Origin of the sequence: Mycobacterium sp. (assembly GCF_052144515.1) — a bacterium.
Taxonomy (GTDB): domain Bacteria; phylum Actinomycetota; class Actinomycetes; order Mycobacteriales; family Mycobacteriaceae; genus Mycobacterium.
In genome coordinates this window covers 40,227-63,937 of sequence record NZ_JBKQQD010000402.1, presented here as the reverse complement: position 1 = coordinate 63,937, position 23,711 = coordinate 40,227, and the positions used below count along the sequence as shown (strand labels likewise).

Here is a 23,711-nt window from a genome sequence, read left to right as displayed (position 1 = left end):
TCAACAAAAGTAACAGTCGCGTGACGCTTCGGCCGCGCCGCAATTACGTTTGCTCGCTTGGGCTTTCGCTAGCCGTTGCGCCGGTGCTCTTGTGCTTGGGCCCGGTTGACGCTCCCTGCGGGTTTGTCCGCGCCTGATGTTGCGCTTGGTGTTCGGCGGCGATCGCCAGTTCAATTGCCCCCTGAATCCGGTGGAAGCCCTTGCGGTCGTAGATGTTCGTGGTGATGCCGCCCACCAACAGTCCGATCACCAGGCCGATCGACGTCATCCACAACGCCTGGGACAAACCGGCATCCGCGTGGCCGTTGAGATAGAGCAGTGACCGCACGCCCAGGAACACCTGATGCATCGGCTCGAACTCGGCCAGCCAGCGGAAGAACGGCGGCACCGCTTCCAACGGCACGGTGGCGCCCGCCGACGGCAAACCGAGAATCACGAAGACCAGCATGCTGAACAACAGACCCATGGAGCCCAGTACCGCGATGAGTGAGCTGGACGTGACACCCACCGCGCTGATGGCGAACACTCCGTAGAGCCACAACTGCCAGCCGAGCGTAATGGGCATGCCGAGCCCGTGGGCGATCGCCATGTAGATCGCGGACGTCAGCAACCCCAACATGACCATGATGGTCCACTTGACCACCAGCGTTTGCAGGCGCGAGATCCTGACCTGCTCGGCGAATCGATACACCGGGCCCCATTCGGCCGGTACATAGCCGAGCATCGAATCCACCAGCGTGCTGACCACGATGCTGCCGGTAAAGCCCGCCAGCAAGAGCAAGAGCGCGTAGTAGAACGCCGACAATCCGTTGCCGGCGCCGTTCGGCAAGGGGTTGTAGACGGCCGATTTGACGTCAATGGGATTGGCCAGCACCGTCGCCGACGCTCCACTCAGCGGCGCCCCGCCGGTTTGCGCCGCGACCTGGGCCGAAAGGTTCTTGCCCACTTGGCCATTGGCGATCGCCATGGCTTTGGTCAGGGTCTGCCCGGCGATGCTGGACCCCAACGTGCCGGCTCGCTGGTTGGTGAAGATTGTGACCGAGGGGCGGTCGGCCTGGGTGGGCGTAACCGCGCTTGCCCCGAAATCGCCGAGATTGGAAGAGAAGGTCGGCGGAATCAACAGTTCCCCATACACCTGGGCGCTGTCCAGTTGCCGCCGTGCCTCGTCATGGGAAAGCACCCGGATGTCGTAGGTGTTCTTGTCCGCCTGACCGACCAGGCCTTCGACGAGTTTTGCGCCCCACGGCCCGGCGTCCTCGTTCACCACGGCGATCGGGAAGTGGCGCAGGTTGGTGATCGGATTCAAGATTCCGCCCAAATACAGCGCGGCAAGCGCCGACATGAGGGCCAACGTGGCAAGGATCGGGAACACCCAGAAGCGAACGGTCCGTAGCGCTTTTATGTTCGCCTTCGGGTTGGGCGCCGCGTGCCGCGGCGGCGATTCAGACATGCGGGCTCCTGTCTAGTCGTGCCCACTCTATGTGGTGCCTGCGATATCAGATGCCCAACTTTGCGTGCATTTCCCAGATCAGCACCTCCGACGGCTCGTCCGCGGTCAGCCGCCTGCCGTCGGCATCGGTGAAACGGACCGCGTCGCCCTGTTGTAGCTCACCGATTCCCTCAACGTCGAGCCGACCGCGTGGAACGAATAAGTGCAGGTAGGGCGCCGGTGGCAGCTCGATCGCGGTGCCGGGCCGCAACCGCGCGCCGTGCAGCGCGGCATTGCGGTTGTGCAAGGTGATGGCCGCGTCATGCCCCGGTATGCCTGTGGCGATGGTCACCAGGTTGTTGCTCATCACATCTGCGTCAATCTCGCACTGCTGGTAGTCCGGCGAGATGCCCGTCTCATCGGGGATCACCCACATCTGCACGAAATGCACTGGTTCCGTGACGGATTCGTTCTTCTCCGAATGCAGGATTCCGCTGCCCGCCGACATCCGTTGGGCCAGACCGGGATAGATCACTCCACGATTTCCGGTGGAATCCTTGTGCGCCAGCGCGCCCTGCAGTACCCAGGTCACGATCTCCATGTCGCGGTGCGGGTGGGTATCAAAACCGGCAGCCGGTTGCACCAGGTCGTCGTTGTTGACCAGCAGCAGCCCGTGGTGGGTGTTGTCCGGGTCGTAATGGTCGCCGAATGAGAAGGAATGCCTGGATTGCAGCCAGGATGTCCTGGTGACGGCCCGGTCGGCGGCACGGCGGATCTCTGGGATCTCCATGGTGGCGGGCATGATCCTCAGGGTAGTGCCGCCAGCAGCTCCTGGGCATGGCGCAGCGCGGCGTCGAGCTCTCCGAGCGTCAGGTCGGCCGAGCGGCCCAGGTGGATCTCTATCTGGTATTCCGGCTGGCCGTCCTGCCCGAAAATCGGCAGCACCACGAATTCCGTTGAAGCGAGCTCTGATTCGAGAGAATCGGTGACCGACTGCAGTGTCACCATCGTCATCAGCGTGGTGAGCTGGCGGCTTACCTCCACGGTGGGCTGCAGCGACGCCAGCACGCTGGCCAGCCGGTGGTGTAGCGACTGATGGGTGTCGTCGAACCTCCAGGCGCCGTAGCCGCGGGCGCGGATATCTGTGAGCACCCGTTGATGCTGCGCGATCTCGGTGCGGCTCAGCCGCGGCAGCACCCGGTGCAGCCAGGCCTGCACGAAATCGTCGTCGCGCCAGGCCATAGCCACCAGTCCGAAGGGCGGGTCGATGGGGAAGCGCTGCCCGACCGCGTGCTCGCCGTCGGTGCCGTGGCCGACGGTGTCGACGGTGATCAGGTGTCGGTTGCCGATCTTCGACATCGAGCAGCCCGCGCCGAGCGTCTCGTGCAGGAAGCTCAGCGCGTCGCGGCCGCGGTCCAGCAAGGGGAACTGCCTGCGCAGGCCGTGGACCAGTCCGAACAAGCCGCTGCCCAGCGCATAGCGGCGGTCCTCGCGCCGCGCCACCCACGCGCCGCGTTCCAGCTCGGCGAGCAACAGGGCACAGGTCGAGGTGCTGATCCCGCAGATTTTCGCCAGCTCGGCCGACGTCCGCCCGCCGGGTGAATCCGCCAGCGCGCCGAGCACGTCCATCACCCGTGCGGTGGGCGGCGACTTGGCGGTTGACGCAGCGATGGTCAGCTCCTGTCGTGTTGAAGGTGGGCGTCTGGGGTCCGGGCTCCATGGGCGTGATCGCCTTGCGCGGCGTGATCGACCACCCGCAGCTGGAGCTGGTTGACGTCGTCGTGCACAGCGATGCCAAAGCCGGACGCGACGCAGGAGAGCTGTGTGGGATCGCGCCGGTGCGTGTGGTGGCCACCCAGGACCCGGCCGCGCTGCTCGCCGGTGACGCCGACGTGGTGGTGTACGCGGCCGGCGCCAACCTGCGGCCGCTGGAGGCCGTCGAGGACATGGTGTCGATCCTGCGGGCCGGTAAGAACGTGGTGTCGTGTTCGTTGGTGCCCCTGGTGTTTCCCGACGCAGTCGACGTCGCGTTCACCGAACCCTTGCGGCAGGCCGCGCTGGACGGCGGTGTGTCGTTCGTTACCACTGGGATCGACTCGGGGTTCGCCAACGACGTTCTGCCGCTGGTGCTTTCGGGTGTATCCCGGGTGATCGAGTCGGTGCGGGTGACCGAGATGTTCAACTACGCCACCTACCCGGACAAGGCCGCGGTGTACGAGATCCTCGGATTCGGCAAGCCGCCGGAATTCACGGCGTTCGCCGCCACGCCCGGCGTGTTCACCTTCGGCTGGGGCCCGGTCCTGCACCAGCTCGCCGCCGGACTCGGGACCAAGATCGACCACATCGACGAGACCGTCGAAAGGGTCCCCGCCACGGAGTCGTTCGACACACCCACCGGTCACATCGCGGCCGGGACGATCGCGGCGATGCGCTCGACGCTGACCGGGTATGTCGGCGACAAAGCGACGTTCGTCGTCGACCACGTGACGCGCATGCGCGACGACATCGCCCCGGACTGGCCACAGCCGCACATCACGATCGAGCCCAAAGACCTCGGCTACGGGTTGGCGAGCGGCCGCGGCCTGCACCGGGTCGAGATCGAGGGCTCCCCGAGCATGCGGTGCGAATTCGAGATGGCCGACGACCATGACCACGACCTGGGCGCGCGCACGGCGGGCGCGTCACGGATGGTCAACGCCGTCCCCGCGGTGTGTGCGGCGCCGCCCGGTCTGCTGTCCGCTTTGGACCTGCCGTTGATCGCCGGGGCGGGTCTGGTCCGGCCGGTGGCCGGGCCGTCACCGGACAGCCGCTTGTTCTGACGCCGAGCAGGTCACCAGGTCTGGCACGACGGCATCGCCTGCCGACACCGGGCTGGGGCTTTGTCTGGCCGCGCGGTGCCGACTCGACGCCCTGCTGTTCAGCCCGCACGCGCCGCCCCCGGCGAGCAATCCGATCGCGATACCGACGTCGGGACGCTGCCTTTGCGATCCTCGAGAAACACGGGATCGCTTACGAGATCGCCGCCGAATGCGCCGATCTGGCGAGGCTTTACGCGGCGGTGCGCTCAGGGCTTGGGCTGGCGCTGCTGCCGATGATCGGAAAGCTCCCCGATGGTTTGTGCCCGGCCGAGGGCCTGCCTGCGGCCAACTGCGCCACGGTATTGGTGCGCGGGCGCACCGGCGTGGATCCGGATCTGCTGAGCACCGTCGATGCCGCGGTGCGCGACGTGCTGGCCGACGAAAGCTGAACGGTTGCGGCGCAATACACTTTGACGCGTGACTAGCTCCGATCCGCTTCCGATCCAGCGATTCTCCCACCTATGTGTCGGCGTCTCCGACATGGACACATCGTTGGCCTTCTACACCGGCCTGCTCGGGATGGACGTGGTGTTCGACGTCGAGCTTGACGGCGCCGGCTTGGACGCGGTGACCGGGACGAGCGACGCTGCGGGGCGGATGGTCGGCGGGCTGATCGGCGGAGCCATGGTCGAACTGCTCGACCTCGGTGATGTGCCCGCAGTCCCCGACGGCCCCCACCGCGGCTACACCAACATGTCGTTCACCGTCGCCGACGTCGACGCCGTATACCAACACGCCGTCGGGCGAGGCGACGTGAAATGCGTGCCGCCCATCGACATCGGGGGAGTGCGGATGATGTTCGTCTACGACCCCGACGGCACCCCGATCGAGTTCATCGAGCTGCCCGGCGGCGCCGAGACCACCGAGCAACTCTGGAGACCCGCCGGCTAGCTGTAGGGGTATGTCGCGGCGGCGAGCGCGAGGATCTCGGCGCGATCGGCGGGCAGGATGAACCCGAATCCGATCGCGCTGTCGAGCGCGACTGTGAAGCTTTCCAGGTACTCGGTGAGCCCGCCCGGGTAGAGCCGGCGCACAGTGGCGGCGTCGAACGGTTCGCCGGAGCCGAAGATCGCGGCCATGATGTTCTCTGCGGCGCCTTCCGGGCCCGTGATGCCGGAGGTCCGCGCGGTCGGGACGTCCACCCAGGGCGTCCTGATGCCGCCCTGGACCAGGCCGTTGCGATCCAGAATCGGTTGTGGGGCTTCGGTTTCGCGCACCTCGATGGGCGGGGCGCCGGGCGCGGGCTCGCCGGTTCCGACCCAATTGGTAAGCGCGGAGAGCGCGGCCTGCACGACGTAGTGATGTTGCGGCGCGAAGTTGATGTAGTGCCGGAGATGCTGACCCATCAGCATCTTGGTCGGCTCGTAGGCCGCCACGATGTCGTCGAGCGGCGCCGAGCCGGTGTCGATCGGCGCGACTTGGATCGTGTAGTTGTCGGCATGAGCGGCCCCGGCAATCTCCCAGACCCGTAGCCACTCGTTGTCGGGTTGCCTGGCGAGGTAATAGCCCAGCGTCACATCACCGAAGAGGTCCGTTTCGGTGATGACCGTGATCAGCGGGACGCGCAGGTCCGGACGGAACCTCACCGCCACCTGCGAGCCGGCCGACGATTCCAACTCATCGATCAAGGAACTCCCGTCCAACGGGGCGGCCGGCCCGAATCGGGAATGCACCAGGAAGCCGTCGTAAACCCGGGCGAGCGGATCGACGGCGTTGATGTAAGTGGTGAGGAACATCGCCGACTGCGACTCGCCGATGGCCACGACGTGCCGCGGGCGCAGTTCGCCTAGAAGGCCAGGAATGCCCGAGCCCGCGTTTCTGATGAGGGCGCCGATCTGGGAGAAGATGTCGAAGGCGAAGGCGTCGCCCGGGTGATTCAGGCTTGCATATCGTGATGGATCCTGGCTTTTCAGTGACATGTCGATCCCGAGCAAGCTCGCGCCGCCGTCCACTCCCACCTTCTGGGCCGAGACCGCGACGTAGGCATAGCCCGCCCGGACTATTTCGCGATGCGCCATCATCCACACGGCCGGCGCGTCGATCCCCCCGCTCACATTGAGCCATTCGACGAGCACCGTGCCGTTGAACTGCGACCGATCGGCCGGCGTCAGCGCCACCACCCGAGTTGTGAAATCAGCGGCGCCCGAGGGCGTTACCCGCCACTGGCCGTCGGGTCCCAGCTCTGCTTCGGGGCCGTACGACGACGCGGTGCCGGATAAGAAGAACTCCTCGGCGACATATCCCACGCTGTCGATCTCGAAAGCGCCCAGCAGCAGACGCGGTTTCCCGGGTACGGCTTCGAGGACTGGATCCGTCATTCGCTACACCCTAAGGTCATAGCGAGCGGGGTAGCCCGAATTTCGCGAACAACGTGTCATCGAGGAATGCCACCACATGCGACACCCCGTCGGCGCGCATATCCAGCACGTGCAATTGAAACGGCAGGTGCACCTCACCCGCGCGCATGTACATGGCCGCGGCCGGCTGGCCGTTGGCGACCAGCGGGAGCATGCGCATGTCGCCGGGGGATTCGGCGGGACACTGCTGGTGGATGAGGGTGATGATGGCCCGCGGTCCTTGATACCAGCCGGTATAGGGCGGCATTTCCCAGATGGCCTCGCTGGTGAAAAGCTCCACCAGCCGGTCGATGTCGTAGGTCTCGAACGCTGCGATGTAGCGGGCCAGCCTGTCGTGGGCCTCGGGCGAATCCGGCGCCGACAGCCGGTCGCCGTCGCCGGGCCCGACGGCCTCCAGCTGCGACCGGGCCCGCTGCAGCAGGCTGTTCACGGCGACCGTGGTGGTCCCGATCGCCTCGGCCACCTCGGCGGACTTGAACTGCAGCACGTCGCGCAGCAGGAGCACCGCGCGCTGCCTGGGGGAGAGATGCTGCAGCGCGGCGACAAACGCCAACCGCACCGACTCACGGGACCCGGCGATGACCGCGGGGTCAGCAGCATCGCCCGTCAGGTCGGGCAGCGGCTCCAGCCACGGCACCTCACGGCGTTCCACGAGCTCGGCCGTCGGGTCGGAGGTGGACGTCCCCAGCCCGGTCGGCAGCGGCCGGCGCTGGCGGCCCTCCAGCGCGGTCAGACAGGTGTTGGTGGCAATGCGGTGCAGCCAGGTCCGTATCGAGGACTTGCCCTCGAATCGGTCGAAGGCCTTCCAGGCCCGCAGAAATGTCTCCTGCACCAGGTCTTCCGCATCGTGCAGCGACCCCGTCATCCGATAGCAGTGCGCGAGCAGCTCACGGCGGTAGGGCTCGGCATGTATCGAGAAATCCCCGCCGGTTGCGGCTGGGACGTCTGGGGGGTCGGCCAGCACGCTCACCCGCACGAGCCTACGCAGACTCTCTGACATCCCTGTTCGAGGAGCCATTACGCTGCCCGTAATGACAACCCGCACTGAACGGCATTTCGACGGCAGTGAGTCCAGTGGCGGTGTGCGCATCGTCTACGACGTCTGGACGCCGGACATCACGCCGCGAGCGGTGGTGGTGCTGTCACACGGCCTCGGTGAGTACGCCCGTCGCTACGACCACGTCGCGCAGCGATTCGGCGAGGACGGGCTGGTCACCTACGCGCTGGACCACCGTGGGCACGGCCGCTCCGACGGCAAGCGGATGCTGGTGCGGGACATCTCCGAGTTCACCGGTGACTTCGACACCCTGGTCGGGATCGCCAGACGCGAGCATCCCGCCCTCAAATGCATCGTGCTGGGGCACAGCATGGGCGGCGGGATCGTGTTCGCCTACGGCGTGGAACGCCCGGACAACTACGACCTGATGGTGTTGTCGGCGCCGGCGGTGGCGGCCCAAGAACTGGTGAACCCGCTGATGGCGTTCGCCGCCAAAGGACTCGGCGTCGTGCTGCCCGGTGTGCCGGTGCAGGAACTTGACGTCGACGCCATATCGCGCGACCCGGCGGTGGTCGAGGCCTACAAGAGCGATCCGCTGGTGTACCACGGCCGGGTCCCCTTCGGTATCGGCCGTGCGCTGCTGCAGGTCGGCGAGACCATGCCGAAGCGGGCACCGGCGTTGCACGCGCCGCTTCTCGTGGTCCACGGTTCCGACGACCGGCTGATCCCACTCGGCGGCAGCCGCCGCCTGATCGGATGCGTGGGATCGACCGACGTCGAGCTGAAGGTCTACCCCGGGCTGTACCACGAAGTCTTCAACGAGCCGGAACGCGACCAAGTGCTCGACGACGTGGTCTCCTGGATCACCAAACGGCTGTAACAGGAAATGTCGTACGGCTCTAGTAGTTTGGCGCCATGACCGACGACAAAATGCTGGCACGCATCGCCGCGCTGCTACGTCAGGCCGAAGGCACCGACAACTCGCACGAGGCGGACGCCTTCATGACCGCCGCGCAAAGGCTGGCGACGGCCGCCTCCATCGATCTGGCCGTGGCCCGCTCGCACGCCGTCAACCGTTCGGCTGCCCAGGCCCCCACCCAGCGCACCATCACCATCGGGTCGGCGGGCACCCGCGGGCTGCGGACGTATGTGCAGCTGTTCGTGGTGATCGCGGCGGCCAATGACGTGCGCTGCGATGTCGCGTCGAATTCAACATTCGTCTATGCGTACGGGTTCGCCGAGGACATCGACGCCAGTCACGCGCTGTACGCCAGCCTGGTTGTCCAGATGGTGCGGGCCTCGGACACGTACCTCGCCTCCGGCGCGCACCGGCCCACGCCGACGATCACGGCCCGCCTCAACTTCCAGCTGGCGTTCGGGGCCCGCGTCGGTCAGCGGCTGGCCGAGGCCCGCGAGCAGACCCGGCGCGAGGCCATTAAGGACCGTCGCCGTCCGCCGGGGACCGCTATTGCCTTGCGGGACAAGGATGTCGAGTTGCGCGACCACTACCGCAGCGCGTCGAAGGCCCGCGGCACGTGGCAGGCCAGCAGAGCCACGGCCGGGTACTCATCGGCGGCCCGGCGGGCGGGCGACCGGGCCGGCAGACGGGCGCGCCTGGGCAACAGCCCCGAGCTGCCGGGGGCGCGCAGCGCTCTGGGCCGGTGACCGGCGGGCATGCGGCTCGGGATTCCTCCAAGCGGGACTCCCAGCGCGCCAAGGTTTACGCCGCCGAGGAATTCGTCCGGACGATGTTCGACCGCGCCGCCGAACATGGATCGCCCGCCGTCGAGTTCTTCGGGACGCAGTTGACGTTGCCGCCGGAGGGGCGGTTCGGGTCGGTTGCGTCGGTGCAGTGCTACGTCGACGACGTGCTCGCGTTGCCGGCGGTGCGGCAACAGTGGCCCGAGGTGTCGCCGCTGCGAGTGCGGGCGCGGCGGGCCGCCACTGCCGCGCACTACGAAAACAATGATGGCGCAGGCATTATCGCGGTTCCCGACCGTGACACCGCGGACTGGGCGATGCGCGAGCTGGTGGTGCTGCATGAAGTGGCCCATCATCTGTGTCGGGCGCAGCCGGCGCACGGTCCGGAGTTCGTCGCGACGATGTGCGCGCTCACCGAGCTGGTGATGGGACCAGAACTCGGCCACGTGCTGCGCGTCGTGTACGCGAAAGAGGGTGTGCGCTGACGCTACCGTTCGGGGCGTGAGCACGGCATAGTGGAAAACCGCATGACCACCCATGACCCCTGACATCGCAAGAGAGACAAAGAACATGACGACACGACTACCGCTGGCCGTCGCGATTGTCCCGCTGAGTGCCGTGGCTGCCGGCTGTGGAAATCACGGCACCTCGACATCCGGGACATCCGGGACATCCGGGACGTCCGGGACATCGGGCACCGCTACGGTCAGCGCGACCACCACCACGTCTGCCCCACTGGCGCCCGCTTCACTGAACGGCGCGACCGTGTCGCTGTCCGCGAACTACCCAACGGCCGACGATGTATTCACCAACACCGTCACGGGCACCGTACCCGTCAGTTGGCCGAAGGGAGCCCTGTACGGAACGCGAAACAAGCTCGTGCAGGTAAACGCCAGCTTCGACGTTACGGGAACCCAGGTGACCGAGACGTTTCTGACAAATGCGCGTCTGGGGACAGGCACCTTCAACGGCCCTGTCTACAAGTTCACCGGGGCGCCCGCGATCACCAAGGTGACGGTCGATCCGCAGAGTCACCCCGGGGTCGCGCCGACCGGCATCTCATTCACAGCCGACTCGATAAGCGTGAATGATTCGGGGCTGACCGTCTCCAACGCCGCCAAGCAGATCCTTGACGTGGCATTCGCGATGCCGTGATGGGTGCCGCGTCACCGTCGGATAGCGAGGCCGACGTTCGCGCCCGCGAGACCGAGATGTCGATGACCGACGACGAGCGGTTCTCACTGGTGGTCTGCGTGATGGGGGCCGGCGAACTGTGGCCACTGCGCGATGAGCGCATCCCGCCCGGCGTTCCGATGAGCGCCGGGTATGTGCCCGGCGTCCCCAGGCTCGGTGTCCCAGCGCTGCAGATGAGTGATGCCGGGCTCGGCGTCACCAACCCCGGCTACCGTCCCGGGGACACCGCGACAGCACTGCCTTCCACGCTGGCGCTGGCCGGCAGCTTCAACCCGGCGCTGGCGCGTGCCGCGGGCGAGGCGATCGGTCGGGAGGCGCGCAGCCGCGGGTTCAACGTCCAGCTGGCGCCCGCCATGAACTTGGCGCGCGATCCGCGCAACGGCCGCAATTTCGAATACCTTTCGGAAGACCCGCTTTTGAGCGCCACCATGGCCGCGGAGTCGATCAACGGGATACAGGCGCAGGGCGTGATCTCGACGGTCAAGCACTACTCATTGAACTGCAACGAGACCAACCGGCACTGGCTGGACGCGGTCATCGATCCCGACGCGCACCGCGAGTCCGACCTGCTGGCCTTCGAAATCGCTATCGAGCGGGCGCAGCCCGGCGCGGTGATGGCGGCGTACAACAAGGTCAACGGCGACTACGCCTCGGCGAACAACGTCTTGATCAATGACGTGCTGAAAGGCGCTTGGGGATACCGCGGTTGGGTCATGTCCGATTGGGGCGGCACGCCGAGCTGGGAGTGCGCGCTCAACGGTCTGGACCAGGAGTGCGGTGCGCAGATCGACGCCATCCTGTGGCAGTCCGAGGCGTTCACCGACCGCCTGCGGGCCGCCTACGCCGAAGGCAGGCTTCCCAAAGAGCGCCTGTCGGACATGGTCCGGCGGATCCTGCGTTCGATGTTCGCCATCGGAATCGACCGATGGGACGCGGGGGTCGCTCCGGATATGGCCGCGCACAACGAGATTGCGTTGCGGATAGCGCGCCAGGGGATCGTGCTGCTGAAGAATCGCGGGGTCTTGCCGGTGGAGTCCCATTCGGACGTACGGATCGCCGTCATCGGTGGCTACGCGCACACCGGTGTTCCGATTGGCTGCGGGTCCGGTGTCGTCGTCCCCCCGGGTGGCTTCGCCGCGGTGATCCCGATCGGGGGGCCCGGCCTGATGGCCGGTTTACGCAATCTGTACCTGCTGCCGTCGAAGCCGTTGGACGAGCTGAGAAAGCGACTTCCGAACGCGCAGATCGAGTTCGATCCCGGCATCAGCCCGGCGGAGGCGGTGCTTGCGGCGCGGCGGGCGGACATCGTGATCGTGTTCGCGATCCGCGTCGAAGGGGAGGGCTTCGACAGCGCCGACCTGTCGCTGCCGTGGGGCCAGGACGCGGTGATCGCCGCCGTATCGGCCGCCAACCCGAACACCGTCGTGGTGCTCGAAACCGGCAACCCGGTGTCCATGCCCTGGCGAGACTCGGTGAACGCCATCCTGCAGGCGTGGTATCCGGGCCAGGCCGGCGCACGGGCGATCGCGGAAATCATTGCTGGCCAAGTCAATCCGTCGGGCCGGTTGCCGATCACCTTCCCGGCAGAGCTCGGGCAGACACCGCGCCCGGAGCTGCCGGACCTCGGGGCTCCGTTTGGGACGTCGAGCACGATCCGGTACACCGAAGGCGCCGAAGTCGGCTACCGGTGGCTTGCAAAGACAGACCAAATCCCGATGTTCGCGTTCGGTCATGGGCTGTCCTACACCGACTTTGACTACCGCGACCTGGTGGTCAGTGGCGGTGACACCGTCCGGGCCAGCTTCAGCATCACCAACACCGGCGACCGCAGCGGGGCAGATGTCCCACAGCTGTACCTGACCGCCACGCCCGGCGAGCAACGGTTACGGCTGCTGGGATTCGAGCGCGTCGAGCTCGAACCCGCCGAGACCCGTCGTGTCACCATCGAGGCCGATCCGCGCCTGCTTGCCCGCTACGACGGCACGCAACGATGCTGGCGCATCAGCTCGGGCCGCTACACGGTGGCGGTGGGCGCGTCGGCGGTGGCCCAGCGGTTGACGGCAGAGGTCGAGCTGACCGGGCGCTCGTTCGGGCGGTGAGCGGCATATAGCGATTTGTCCGCCCCATAGCGACACACGGTTGTCGTCATGAGGCGGACAAGACCCACCGAGGAAGTAGGCGGGCCGCAATCCGGCCTACTTGACCGGAACCAATTCGTCACCGCAGGTGCAGCGGTACGGCTCAGCCGCGCCGGAGCAGTGGCACGCGACCTCGATGCGAACGCGACACCCGCAGCCCTCGTGGCCACACGTCAGCAAGGTGCCTTCTTCGTAGTTAGCCATTTTGCTCACCCTCATCTGTATTGGAATTCCGGTGATCCCGGGATCCGGTGGATGCTTACAGCTTCAGAATATACCCTATACGGGTAGGGGTAAAGGCCCGAGGATGCGGTTAGCGTGGATGCCATGACCGACAAACCAACCCCGCAAGATGTCGACGCGTTCTTGGACAGCACGCTGGTTGGCGACGACCCGGCGCTGTCGGCGGCGCTACAGGCCAGCGATGCTGCCGGATTGCCGCAGATCGCTGTCTCCTTCCAGCAGGGCAAGTTTCTGTCGCTATTGGCCGGCGCGATGCAGGCGCGCCGCATCCTCGAGATCGGCACGCTCGGTGGTTTCAGCACCATTTGGCTGGCGCGGGGCGCGGGTCCGCAGGGGCGGGTGGTGACGCTGGAGTACGAGCCCAAGCACGCCGAGGTCGCGCGGGCGAACTTGCAGCGTGCCGGTGTGGGCGATCGGGTGGAGATCAAGGTCGGTGCCGCCCTGGACACCTTGCCGACGGTGACCGATGGCCCGTTCGACCTGGTGTTCATCGACGCCGACAAAGACAACTATGTCGGTTATTTGGAGTGGGCGATCCGGCTGGCCCGTCCCGGCGCAGTCATCGTGGCGGACAACGTTATTCGGGATGGCCGGGTGCTCACGGCAACTTCAGAGGACGCCGCGGCGTACGCGGTGCAGCAGACGCTGCGGATGATGGGTGAGGACCCTCGGCTGGACGCCGCCGCGATCCAGACCGTCGGGGCCAAGCACTGGGACGGCTTTGCCTTCGCGCTGGTGCGCTAGCCGCAGACCGCGCCGCCCGACGCCGAGCCGACCAGCTTGACGTACTTGGCCAGCACGCCGGTCTTGTAGCGCGGCGGGGGAGGCGTGAAACCCGCGCGCCGAGAATCGAATTCGCTGACATCGCCCACTACGTCCAGCGTCGCGCGCGCGACATCGAGCCGGATCCGGTCGCCGTCGCGCAGGAACGCGATCGGTCCGGCGTCGACCGCCTCCGGGGCGATGTGCCCCACGCACAGCCCGGTGGTCCCCCCGGAGAACCGGCCGTCGGTCAGCAGCAGCACGTCTTTGCCGAGTCCCGCGCCTTTGATCGCACCGGTGATGGCGAGCATTTCGCGCATCCCGGGGCCGCCCTTGGGGCCTTCGTAGCGGATCACCACGGCATCACCCTTGGTGATGGTGCCATCCTCCAGGGCGTCCAGCGCGGCCCGTTCACCGTCGAAAACCCTTGCAGTGCCTTCGAACACGTCGGAGTCGAAGCCGGCGGTCTTGACCACCGCGCCGTCGGGCGCCAGCGATCCGCGCAAGATGGTGATGCCCCCGGTCGGGTGGATCGGGTTGTCCAGCGCGCGCAGCACCTTGCCATCCGGGTCGGGCGGGGCGATCGCGGCCAGATTCTGAGCCAAGGTCTGGCCCGTCACCGTCAGGCAATCCCCGTGCAGCAGGCCCGCATCCAGCAGTGCCTTCATGATCACCGGGACACCGCCGATGTGGTCGACGTGGGACATCACGTGGCGGCCGAACGGCTTGACGTCGGCCAGATGCGGCACCTTCGATCCGATCCGGCTGAAGTCGTTCAGCGACAGCGCGACGTCGGCCTCGTTGGCGATGGCCAGCAGGTGCAGCACCGCGTTGGTCGAGCCGCCGAAGGCCATCACCACCGCGATCGCGTTCTCGAAGGCCTCTTTGGTCAGGATCTCGCGGGCGGTGATGCCACGGCGCAGCAGTTCGATCACGGCCTGACCGCTGCGGCGGGCGAACCCGTCGCGGCGGCGGTCGGTCGCCGGCGGTGCCGCGCTGCCCGGCAGGGACATGCCCAGCGCCTCGGCGGCGCTGGCCATGGTGTTGGCGGTGTACATGCCGCCGCACGCCCCCTCGCCGGGGCAGATCGCGCGCTCGATGGCGTCGACGTCTTCGCGCGGCATCAATCCGCGCGAGCAGGCGCCGACGGCCTCGAACGCGTCGATGATCGTGACCTCGCGCTCGCTGCCGTCGGAGAGTTTGGCCACCCCCGGCAAGATGGAGCCCGCGTACAAAAACACCGAGGCCAGGTCCAGGCGGGCGGCGGCCATCAGCATCCCGGGCAGTGACTTGTCGCAGCCGGCCAGCAACACCGAGCCGTCCAGCCGTTCGGCCTGCATCACGGTCTCGACGCTGTCGGCGATCACCTCGCGCGACACCAAAGAGAAGTGCATCCCCTCGTGGCCCATCGAGATGCCGTCGGAGACCGAGATCGTCCCGAACTCGAGCGGGTAGCCCCCTGCCGAGAACACGCCCTCCTTGACGGCCTTGGCGAGCCGGTCCAGCGAGAGGTTGCACGGCGTGATTTCGTTCCACGACGACGCGACACCGATCTGCGGCTTGGCGAAGTCCTCGTCTCCCATGCCTACCGCGCGCAACATGCCACGGGCGGCGGCCTTCTCCAGACCATCGGTGACGTCGCGACTGCGGGGTTTGATGTCAGGGGCCATCGTGCAAGTATGCGCGGCGCGATCATGCGCAAAATGCGCGGGTTATACCCCACCAGGGTACACGGTATGCTGGGTAGTCACGATCGCGCCGTATTGGGAGGACTTAGCGATAAAAATGACGACTCCACACGGATACTCGCAGCAGAAGGACAATTACGCCAAGCGGCTGCGGCGCATCGAGGGACAGGTTCGTGGCATCGCGCGGATGATCGACGAGGACAAGTACTGCATCGACGTCCTCACCCAGATCAGCGCGGCCCACAATGCGTTGCGGTCGGTGGCGCTGAACCTGCTGGACGAGCACCTGAGCCACTGCGTCACCCGCGCGGTGGCCGAGGGCGGCGACGAGGCTGACGACAAGCTGGCCGAGGCCTCGGCCGCCATCGCCCGGCTCGTTCGGTCCTGACCACTGAGATTGTGCAGGGCGTGTTGAGACGCGCAGGTGCTTAAAACCCTACGGTGCGGTGCGTACGGTTAGGGTCAGTGTGATCGCGTCAGGACCAACAGCGTTAGCGAGCCGATCCCGCATCCACGCCATGACCGCCGAAACCCCAGCCGCCAGCCTTGCCACACGACCGTGGACGCCACGGATCGCAATGCAACTCGCTGTGCTGGCCGCGGCGGCGTTCATCTATGTCACCGCCGAGATCCTGCCGGTGGGGGCGCTGTCGGCGATCTCGCGGAACCTGAACGTCAGCGTGGTCCTGGTCGGCACCCTGCTGACCTGGTATGCCCTGGTGGCGGCACTGACGACGGTGCCGCTGGTGCGCTGGACGGCGCACCAGCCACGCCGGCGCGTGCTGGTCGTCAGCCTGGCCTGCCTGACCATTTCGCAACTCATCTCGGCGCTGGCGCCTAACTTCGCGGTGCTGGCCGCGGGGCGGGTGCTCTGCGCGGTCACCCACGGCCTGCTGTGGTCGGTCATCGCCCCGATCGCGACCCGGCTGGTCCCGCCAAGCCATGCCGGGCGCGCCACGACATCGATCTACGTCGGAACCAGCCTGGCGCTGGTGCTCGGCAGCCCGCTCACGGCGGCCATGAGCCTGATGTGGGGCTGGCGGCTCGCGGTGGTGTGCGTGACCGTCGCGGCGGCCATCGTCACCGTGGCAGCGCGGACCATGCTGCCGGAGATGATGCTCAGCACGGATCAGCTCGCCCACGTCGGCCCGCGGTCGCGTCATCACCGGAATCGGCGGTTGATCATCGTCAGCGTGATCACCATGATCGGCGTCACCGGCCATTTCGTCTCGTACACGTACATCGCGGTGATCATCCGTGACGTCGTCGGTGTGCGCGGACCGAACCTGGCCTGGCTGCTGGCCGCCTATGGCTTCGCGGGAGTGCTGGCGGTGCCCCTGGTGGCGCGGCCGCTGGACCGCCGGCCCAGGGGCGCCATTCTCTGCTGCACAGCCGCGCTCACGGCCGCCTTCCTGCTGTTGACGCTGCTCGCCTTTGGCGGACAGCCCACCGCGATGACGGCACTGATCGGCACGGGCGCGATCGTGCTGTGGGGCGCCACCGCGACCGGCGTGACGCCGATGCTGCAATCCGTGGCGATGCGCAGTGGGGCCGACGACCCCGACGGCGCGTCGGGCCTGTACGTGACCGCGTTTCAGGTGGGCATCATGGCCGGCTCGCTGGCCGGCGGCCTCTTGTATGAGCGCAGTGTGGCGATGATGCTGACCGCCTCGGCGGGCTTGGTGGGCATAGCGCTGGTCGGTATGGCGGCCAACCGGCAGACATTCGACATTGCCGAGATTGCTGAGGCGAGCTCACCCGATCCATAATCCAGCAGGTCAACTGGCCTTCGCGGTTATGCGACACTGGGCCAAGGACGTGACTGGAGGACGCATATGCTGGGCTGGACGAGGGGGCTGTTCGCGGCTCTGAACGCGGCCGGACTGGCCGCTCTGCTGGTGCTGGGTGCGGGGACCGCTGTCGCCGACCCGGACCAGCCGCCCGACGATCCCAACGTCGCGGCACCCCCAGACCCGCTAGCCGTGCCAGCCCCGCCGGCCCTGCCCCCGTGGTTGATGCCACCGCCCCCTCCCGATCCTTTGGCGCCACCGCCGCCCGGCCCGGTGGCACTGCCGGTGGCAGCGGGCCCAGCTGGCGGGCAGGACCCGACGCCGTTCACCGGCGCACCCCCATTCCGGCCGCCGTCGTTCAATCCGCTCAACGGTTCGATGGTCGGCGTGGCCAAGCCGATCATGATCAACTTCCAGGTGCCGATCGCCGACCAGGCAATGGCAGAAAGGGCCATCCACATTTCCTCGATCCCGCCGGTGCCGGGGAAGTTCTACTGGATGAGCCCGACCCAGGTGCGTTGGCGCCCATTCGAGTTCTGGCCGGCCAACACCACGGTGAACATCGATGCAGCCGGCACCAGGTCGAGCTTCCGGACCGGTGAGTCGCTGGTCGCCACGGCCGACGACGCTACGCATCAGATGACGATCACCCGCAACGGCACGGTGGTGCAGACCTTCCCGATGTCCATGGGGATGTCGGCGGGCCACCATCAGACGCCGAATGGCACCTACTACGTGCTGGAGAAGATGCCCTCGGTGGTGATGGATTCCTCGACGTACGGGGTTGCGGTCGACTCGTCGTGGGGCTACAAGGTGACGGTCAACGACGCGGTCCGGATCGACAACAGCGGCAACTTCGTGCACAGCGCGCCGTGGTCGGTCGGCGATCAGGGCAAGCGCGACGTCAGCCACGGCTGCATCAACCTCAGCCCGACCAACGCGAAGTGGTTTTACGACAACTTCGGCAGCGGTGATCCCGTCGTGGTGAAGAACTCCGTTGGCTCGTACACCCAGAACGACGGCGCCCAAGACTGGCAGATGTAGTGACGTTGCTGGGCCAAGCTCACGCGATTCATAGCTCGCCAGTTCACAGCCCTGATTTGGGCCGCTGATCGGCGCTCTGGAGGCCGTAAAAGAGGTAGCTGGCTTCCGCACTATGCGACACTGGGTCAGACCGTGACAGGAAGGATGCATATGCCGAGCTGGACGAGGGCCTGGACGAGGGGAAGCCTCTTCGCGGCTCTGAGCGCAGCCGGATTGGCCGCTCTGCTGGTGCTGAGTGCGGGGACCGCGGCTGCGGACCCAGACCCGGCCCCCGGTGACCCGAACGTCGCGGCACCGGTTGACCCGCCCGCGCCACCGCCCCTTGCGGCGCCACCGCCCCTACCCGCTCCGTTTCCCGCGCCGCCGGCGTTCCCGCCCGCGTTTCCGGTGGCGGTCGGGCCGGCCGACGGGCAGAACCCGACACCGTTCACCGGCACGGCGCCATTCGCGCCGCCGTCGTTCGTCCCGAAAAACGGCTCGACGGTCGGCGTGGCCCAGCCGATCATCATCAACTTCCCGGGTCGGGTGGATGACGCGGGCGCGGCTATCGATGCGGTCCATGTTTCGTCGATCCCGCCGGTTCCGGGCAAGTTCTACTGGATGACCCCGACCCAGCTGCGCTGGCGCCCGTTGAGCTTCTGGCCCGCCCACACCGCGGTGACCGTCGACGCGGGCGGCACGGTGTCGAGCTTCCAAACCGGTGACACGCTCATCGCCACCGCCGACGACGCCACGCACCAGCTCACGGTCACCCGCAACGGCACCGTGGAGAAGACCATCCCGATGTCGATGGGAATGACGTCCGGTAATCACCAAACCCCCAACGGCACCTACTACGTGCAAGAGAAGATGCCGTCGGTGGTGATGGACTCCTCTACCTACGGGGTCCCGGTCAACTCGACCTATGGCTACAAGGTGACGGTCGAACTCGCCGTCCGCTTTGACAACGTCGGCGACTTCGTACACAGCGCCCCGTGGTCGGTGGATGACCAGGGCAAGCGCGACGTCAGCCACGGCTGCATCAACATCAGCCCCACCAACGCGAGGTGGTTCTTCGACAACTTCGGCCCCGGTGATCCGATCATCGTGAAGAACTCCACCGGCGGCGATTACAAGAAGAACGACGGCTCCAGCGACTGGATCAACTAACAACTAATGGCTTACCGGCGCCGCCTGGGTAGTGAGTTCGCAGGCCGGTCGACGGTTCTCCTATGTGTCAAGGGAGTGCGCAATGGTGAGGTGTGCGCGGGCTAAACGACCGCTCGTCCATCAGAGGGCGGCGTAGTGGAGTCGACGACGGTGGTTATCGCCGGGGGCGGCCCGGCGGGGATGATGGCAGGGCTGCTACTGGCGCGGGCCGGGATTGCGGTGACGGTGCTAGAGAAGCATGCCGATTTCCTGCGGGATTTCCGCGGAGATACGGTGCATGCGTCGACGGTGGCGCTGCTGGACGAGCTCGGCCTGGGCGCGGAGTTTCGGAAACTGCCGCAAAGCAAGATGACCAGTCTGTTGCTGCCCGGTGCCGATTCGCAGCGCGTCCCCTTCAACGTCTTCGGGGCGTTGCCGGCTCCGTACAACTACGTGGCAATGGTGCCGCAGTGGGATCTGTTGAACCTGCTGGCGCAGGCGGCCGGGCGGGAGCCGACGTTCACGCTGCGCATGCGCACCGAGGCGATCGGCCTCGTCGTCGCCGACGACCGGGTGACCGGCGTGCGTTACCGCGGTCCCGACGGGGCCGGTGAGATCCAGGCCGACCTGACGCTGGCTTGCGACGGCCGCGCCTCGGCGCTGCGCCGCGCCAGCGGCTTGCCTGCCCGCGAATACCGGGTGCCGTTCGACATGTGGTGGTTCCGGCTTCCGCGACATCCCGACGAGGGCGGCGACGTCGCGGGCATTGCGCCGGCCTTCGCCCGCGGCGAGGCCTTGCTGGCCTTGACGCGCGAGGACTACTACCAGCTGGCCTACCCGATCCCTAAGGGATCCGACCCACGGCGGCGCGCCGAGGGCGTCGAAGCGTTTCGCGCCCGAGTGGCCGCGTTGCGCCCTGACCTGGCCGACCGCGTCGAGGCGATCGCTTCCATGGACGATGTGTTCGTCCTCGACGTCCGGCTGGACCGGTTGCGATGCTGGTACACCAACGGGCTGCTGTGCCTCGGCGACGCCGCCCACGCCATGTCCCCGGCCGGCGGGGTGGGAATCAACCTGGCCATCCAAGACGCGGTAGCGGCGGCGCGACTGCTCGCGACGCCGCTGCGCGAACACCGGCTGACCACCGCCGATCTGGCCCGCGTCCAGCAGCGCCGGCAGCGCCCGGCGGTGATCCTGCAGACGATCCAACGAGCGATGCATCTGGGCATCAGCCCGCTCCTGTCGGGCCGAATCACCCCACTCCCGCCCTGGGGCCTGCTGCGCCTGGCGTCGCGTGCGCCGCGATGGCTGGTCCGGATACCCGCGCGCCTAATCGCCGTCGGACCCCGCCCCGAACATGCACCCTCCTTCGCCCGACGCTGAATCCCGTGGGAAGGCCAGGCCCCGGACGATCACATGCAACCGACGTACCGATCAGTGACAAGAGTGACTTAACGTCGACGTCTTACTGATCAGCCCTCACGACACTGGCGAAGGCTTTCGCACGCCACGCGATTATGTATAGCATCATACATAAGCTCGGGGTCCGGATTGAGGAGCGGCATGCGAAGCCCACGCGAACGGATGGTGGTGTCGGCCGCGCTGCTGATCAGGGAACGCGGCGCGCATGCCACCGCGATCTCGGATGTCCTCGAGCACAGCGGCGCGCCGCGCGGGTCGGCCTATCACTACTTCCCGGGCGGGCGTACGCAACTGCTGTGCGAGGCGGTCGACTTCGCCGGCGGGCATGTCGCGGGGATCATCACCGAGGCCGCTGGGAGCCGCGAACTGTTGGACACCCTGATCGAGAAGTACCGCCAGCAGCTGCTCGATAGCGATTTCCGCGCGGGCTGCCCCGTCGTGGCGGTTGCCGTCGAAGCGGGTTTCGAGAAGGACGGGGCGCGCGAACGGACGGCGGCCTCGGTCACCGAGCGCGCGGCGGCGGTGTTCGAGCACTGGACCGACCTGATCGCGCAGCGGTTCATCGCCGACGGCCTTCCGACGGACCGGGCCAACGAACTGGCGGTGCTGGCGACCTCGGCGATCGAGGGTGCGATCCTGCTGGCCCGGGTGCGGCGCGACCTGACGCCCCTCGACGTCGTTCACCGCCAGCTGCGCAACGTGTTTCGGGCCGAGAAAGGATCCCCGTGATGACCGCTGAGTGGCAGCCGACCGCATGCATCCTGTGCGAATGCAACTGCGGCATCGTCGTGCAAGTCGAAGGCCGGACGCTGGCCCGCATCCGGGGCGACAAGGAACATCCGGGTACGCAGGGCTACACCTGTAACAAGGCGCTACGGCTGGATCACTACCAGAACAACCGCGCCCGCTTGACATCTCCGATGCGCCGACGGGCCGACGGAACCTACGAGGAGATCGACTGGGACACAGCGATTATCGAGATCGCCGAAGGGTTCAAGCACATCCGCGACACCTACGGCGGAGACAAAATCTTCTACTACGGCGGCGGCGGGCAGGGCAACCATCTGGGCGGGGCCTATAGCGGCGCATTCCTGAAGGCCCTCGGGTCGCGCTACCGGTCCAATGCGCTGGCGCAGGAGAAAACCGGCGAAGCGTGGGTCGATGCGCATTTGTACGGCGGTCACACGCGAGGTGAGTTCGAACACGCCGAGGTATCGGTGTTCGTCGGGAAGAACCCGTGGATGTCGCAGAGTTTCCCCCGGGCGCGGGTGGTGCTCAACGAGATCGCCAAAGACCCGGCGCGGTCGATGATCGTGATCGATCCGGTGCTCACCGACACCGCGAAGATGGCCGACTTCCACTTGCGGGTGCGGCCAGGTACCGACGCTTGGTGTCTGGCCGCCCTCGCCGCCGTTCTCGTTCAGGAAAGCCTTTGTGACGAAGCGTTTCTCGCAGAGCACGTGCATGGCGTCGACGCCGTGCGCGAGGCGCTGCGCGAAGTACCGATCGATGACTATGCGCAGCACTGCGGGGTGGACGAAGAGCTGCTGCGGGCCGCCGCGCGGCGCATCGGCGCCGCGGGCAGCGTGTCGGTGTTCGAAGACCTCGGTATTCAGCAGGCACCCAACAGCACCTTGTGCTCTTATCTGAACAAGCTGCTGTGGATTCTCACCGGTAATTTCGCGAAAAAGGGCGGCCAGCACCTGCATTCGTCGTTCGCCCCGCTGTTCAGCACGGTCTCCGGTCGCACGCCGGTCACCGGTGCCCCGATAATCTCGGGGCTGGTGCCGGCCAATGTGGTGCCTGAAGAGATCCTGACCGACCACCCGGACCGGTTCCGCGCGATGATCGTCGAAAGCGGCAATCCCGCGCATTCGCTGGCCGATTCGGCCGCCTGCCGAGAGGCATTTCAAGCGCTGGAGCTGATGGTGGTCGTCGACGTCGCGATGACCGAGACGGCCAGGCTCGCCCACTATGTGCTGCCCGCGGCATCCCAGTTCGAAAAGCCAGAAGCCACATTCTTCAATTTCGAGTTCCCGCACAACGGGTTTCAGCTCCGCCGGCCGCTGCTCGAACCGTTACCGGGAACCCTGCCCGAACCGGAGATCTGGGCCCGGTTGGTGCGGGCGCTCGGCGTGGTCGACGATGCCGACCTGCGACCGCTGCGGGAGGCCGCACAGCGGGGGCGCCAGGCCTACACCGAGGCGTTTCTCGGGGCGGTGGCCGGCAACCCGACCGTGGCGAAGTTGCTTCCCTACGTGCTGTACGAAACCTTCGGACCGACGCTGCCAGACGGTTTGGCGGGGGCGGCCGCGCTGTGGGGGCTTGCCCAAAAGACGGCCATGACCTATCCCGAAGCCGTTCGGCGCGCCGGTCACGCCGACGGCAACGCGTTGTTCGACGCGATCCTGGACAGCCCGTCCGGGGTCACCTTCACCGCGCACAACTACGAGGACGACTTCGCCCTAATCAGCCACGCCGATCAGAAGATCGCCCTGGAAATCCCCGAAATGCTCAATGATTTGCGGTCATTGATCGCAGCACCACCCCAGCTGACCACCTCGGAATTGCCGATCGTGCTGTCGGTGGGCGAACGGCGCGCCTACACCGCCAACGACATCTTCCGCGACCCGACCTGGCGCAAACGCGACGCCGACGGGGCGCTGCGCGTCAGCGTCGAAGACGCGCAGGCCCTCGGGCTTTCCGACGGGTGCCGGGCCAGGATCACCACGGCGGCCGGTAGCGCCATAGCCACCGTCGAGATCACCGAGACGATGCTGCCCGGACATGCGGCCCTGCCCAACGGTTTTGGGCTCGACTACATCGGCGAGGATGGCAGCACCGTCGTTCCCGGTGTCGCGCCCAATGCCCTCACGTCGACGGAATGGCGCGACAAGTACGCGGGCACGCCGTGGCACAAGCACGTGCCCGCGCGCATCGAACTCCTGAAAGCGGGCTAG

22 protein-coding genes and 1 pseudogene are annotated in these 23,711 nt (G+C 66.9%); 16 read left to right on the top strand and 7 right to left on the bottom strand.

The features are described 5' to 3' along the window. Window positions 1-43 precede the first annotated feature (43 nt). Genes ACLP9N_RS26820 through ACLP9N_RS26810 form a run of 3 tightly spaced genes read right to left on the bottom strand, consistent with a single transcriptional unit; the run spans window position 44 to window position 3,058 of the window. Window positions 44-1,450: a YhgE/Pip domain-containing protein gene (locus ACLP9N_RS26820; RefSeq protein WP_442410229.1), complete on the bottom strand. Its 1,407-nt coding sequence runs from the start codon at window positions 1,448-1,450 to the stop codon at window positions 44-46. Window positions 1,451-1,496: 46 nt separating this feature from the next. Then, window positions 1,497-2,231 carry a pirin family protein gene (locus ACLP9N_RS26815; RefSeq protein WP_442410228.1) on the bottom strand — a complete coding sequence of 245 codons (735 nt, stop codon included), beginning with the start codon at window positions 2,229-2,231 and terminating at the stop codon, window positions 1,497-1,499. A gap of 5 nt (window positions 2,232-2,236) precedes the next feature. Further along, window positions 2,237-3,058, bottom strand: a complete 822-nt coding sequence (locus ACLP9N_RS26810) for a MarR family transcriptional regulator (protein ID WP_442410227.1) — start codon at window positions 3,056-3,058, stop codon at window positions 2,237-2,239. 56 nt (window positions 3,059-3,114) lie between these two features. Between ACLP9N_RS26810 and ACLP9N_RS26805 the strand changes: the two genes are divergently transcribed. From ACLP9N_RS26805 to ACLP9N_RS26795, 3 genes and pseudogenes are all read left to right on the top strand, one after another. Beyond that, window positions 3,115-4,248: an NAD(P)H-dependent amine dehydrogenase family protein gene (locus ACLP9N_RS26805; RefSeq protein WP_442410226.1), complete on the top strand. Its 1,134-nt coding sequence runs from the start codon at window positions 3,115-3,117 to the stop codon at window positions 4,246-4,248. Between the two features lie 149 nt (window positions 4,249-4,397). Then, window positions 4,398-4,676, top strand: a pseudogene (locus ACLP9N_RS26800) (LysR family transcriptional regulator); the annotation flags it as partial. Between the two features lie 28 nt (window positions 4,677-4,704). Continuing rightward, window positions 4,705-5,178 (top strand): VOC family protein, encoded by a 474-nt coding sequence (locus ACLP9N_RS26795; RefSeq protein WP_442410225.1) that lies wholly within the window; start codon window positions 4,705-4,707, stop codon window positions 5,176-5,178. Here the strand turns inward: ACLP9N_RS26795 and ACLP9N_RS26790 are convergent. Together ACLP9N_RS26790 and ACLP9N_RS26785 are read right to left on the bottom strand one after the other, a co-directional pair. Continuing rightward, window positions 5,175-6,605, bottom strand: a complete 1,431-nt coding sequence (locus ACLP9N_RS26790) for an alpha/beta hydrolase domain-containing protein (RefSeq protein ID WP_442410224.1) — start codon at window positions 6,603-6,605, stop codon at window positions 5,175-5,177. The genes ACLP9N_RS26795 and ACLP9N_RS26790 overlap by 4 nt on opposite strands. 16 nt (window positions 6,606-6,621) lie before the next feature. Further along, window positions 6,622-7,734, bottom strand: a complete 1,113-nt coding sequence (locus ACLP9N_RS26785; RefSeq protein WP_442410223.1) for a sigma-70 family RNA polymerase sigma factor — start codon at window positions 7,732-7,734, stop codon at window positions 6,622-6,624. On the opposite strand from ACLP9N_RS26785, the gene ACLP9N_RS26780 reads away from it, so the two are divergent. The 5 genes from ACLP9N_RS26780 (at window position 7,676) to ACLP9N_RS26760 (ending at window position 12,635) form a co-directional block, all read left to right on the top strand. Then, complete coding sequence (locus ACLP9N_RS26780; protein ID WP_442410222.1) at window positions 7,676-8,521, top strand: alpha/beta hydrolase; 846 nt, start codon at window positions 7,676-7,678, stop codon at window positions 8,519-8,521. The two genes, ACLP9N_RS26785 and ACLP9N_RS26780, sit on opposite strands and share 59 nt — an antisense overlap. 35 nt (window positions 8,522-8,556) lie before the next feature. After that, window positions 8,557-9,306 (top strand): DUF2786 domain-containing protein, encoded by a 750-nt coding sequence (locus ACLP9N_RS26775; RefSeq protein WP_442410221.1) that lies wholly within the window; start codon window positions 8,557-8,559, stop codon window positions 9,304-9,306. Further along, on the top strand, window positions 9,303-9,827 hold the full coding sequence (locus tag ACLP9N_RS26770; protein WP_442410220.1) for a TIGR04338 family metallohydrolase: 525 nt from the start codon (window positions 9,303-9,305) through the stop codon (window positions 9,825-9,827). The genes ACLP9N_RS26775 and ACLP9N_RS26770 overlap by 4 nt, the downstream gene beginning before the upstream one ends. An 85-nt stretch (window positions 9,828-9,912) precedes the next feature. After that, on the top strand, window positions 9,913-10,497 hold the full coding sequence (locus tag ACLP9N_RS26765) for a hypothetical protein (protein ID WP_442410219.1): 585 nt from the start codon (window positions 9,913-9,915) through the stop codon (window positions 10,495-10,497). Beyond that, window positions 10,497-12,635, top strand: coding sequence for a beta-glucosidase (locus ACLP9N_RS26760; RefSeq protein WP_442410218.1), 2,139 nt, complete (start codon window positions 10,497-10,499; stop codon window positions 12,633-12,635). Before ACLP9N_RS26765 ends, ACLP9N_RS26760 begins: the two co-directional genes overlap by 1 nt. 96 nt (window positions 12,636-12,731) lie before the next feature. On the opposite strand, the gene ACLP9N_RS26755 is transcribed toward ACLP9N_RS26760, so the two are convergent. Next, complete coding sequence (locus tag ACLP9N_RS26755; RefSeq protein WP_442410217.1) at window positions 12,732-12,893, bottom strand: metallothionein; 162 nt, start codon at window positions 12,891-12,893, stop codon at window positions 12,732-12,734. 108 nt (window positions 12,894-13,001) lie between these two features. On the opposite strand from ACLP9N_RS26755, the gene ACLP9N_RS26750 reads away from it, so the two are divergent. Further along, window positions 13,002-13,661, top strand: a complete 660-nt coding sequence (locus tag ACLP9N_RS26750; protein WP_442410216.1) for an O-methyltransferase — start codon at window positions 13,002-13,004, stop codon at window positions 13,659-13,661. On the opposite strand, the gene ilvD is transcribed toward ACLP9N_RS26750, so the two are convergent. After that, the gene (ilvD, locus tag ACLP9N_RS26745) at window positions 13,658-15,349 is read right to left on the bottom strand and encodes a dihydroxy-acid dehydratase (protein WP_442410215.1); all 1,692 of its coding nucleotides are present in this window, start codon (window positions 15,347-15,349) and stop codon (window positions 13,658-13,660) included. The two genes, ACLP9N_RS26750 and ilvD, sit on opposite strands and share 4 nt — an antisense overlap. Window positions 15,350-15,464: 115 nt before the next feature. On the opposite strand from ilvD, the gene ACLP9N_RS26740 reads away from it, so the two are divergent. The 7 genes from ACLP9N_RS26740 to ACLP9N_RS26710 all read left to right on the top strand — a co-directional run bounded on the left by ACLP9N_RS26740 (window position 15,465) and on the right by ACLP9N_RS26710 (window position 23,711). Further along, window positions 15,465-15,755, top strand: coding sequence for a metal-sensitive transcriptional regulator (locus ACLP9N_RS26740; RefSeq protein WP_442410214.1), 291 nt, complete (start codon window positions 15,465-15,467; stop codon window positions 15,753-15,755). A 130-nt stretch (window positions 15,756-15,885) separates the two neighbouring features. Further along, window positions 15,886-17,136, top strand: a complete 1,251-nt coding sequence (locus ACLP9N_RS26735) for an MFS transporter (RefSeq protein ID WP_442410213.1) — start codon at window positions 15,886-15,888, stop codon at window positions 17,134-17,136. A gap of 66 nt (window positions 17,137-17,202) precedes the next feature. After that, complete coding sequence (locus ACLP9N_RS26730) at window positions 17,203-18,201, top strand: L,D-transpeptidase (RefSeq protein ID WP_442410212.1); 999 nt, start codon at window positions 17,203-17,205, stop codon at window positions 18,199-18,201. 150 nt (window positions 18,202-18,351) lie between these two features. Next, the gene (locus ACLP9N_RS26725) at window positions 18,352-19,350 is read left to right on the top strand and encodes a L,D-transpeptidase (RefSeq protein ID WP_442410211.1); all 999 of its coding nucleotides are present in this window, start codon (window positions 18,352-18,354) and stop codon (window positions 19,348-19,350) included. A gap of 135 nt (window positions 19,351-19,485) precedes the next feature. Beyond that, window positions 19,486-20,712 carry an FAD-dependent oxidoreductase gene (locus tag ACLP9N_RS26720; RefSeq protein WP_442410210.1) on the top strand — a complete coding sequence of 409 codons (1,227 nt, stop codon included), beginning with the start codon at window positions 19,486-19,488 and terminating at the stop codon, window positions 20,710-20,712. 180 nt (window positions 20,713-20,892) lie between these two features. Continuing rightward, window positions 20,893-21,480 (top strand): TetR/AcrR family transcriptional regulator, encoded by a 588-nt coding sequence (locus tag ACLP9N_RS26715; RefSeq protein ID WP_442410209.1) that lies wholly within the window; start codon window positions 20,893-20,895, stop codon window positions 21,478-21,480. Beyond that, on the top strand, window positions 21,480-23,711 hold the full coding sequence (locus ACLP9N_RS26710) for a molybdopterin-dependent oxidoreductase (protein ID WP_442410208.1): 2,232 nt from the start codon (window positions 21,480-21,482) through the stop codon (window positions 23,709-23,711). Before ACLP9N_RS26715 ends, ACLP9N_RS26710 begins: the two co-directional genes overlap by 1 nt.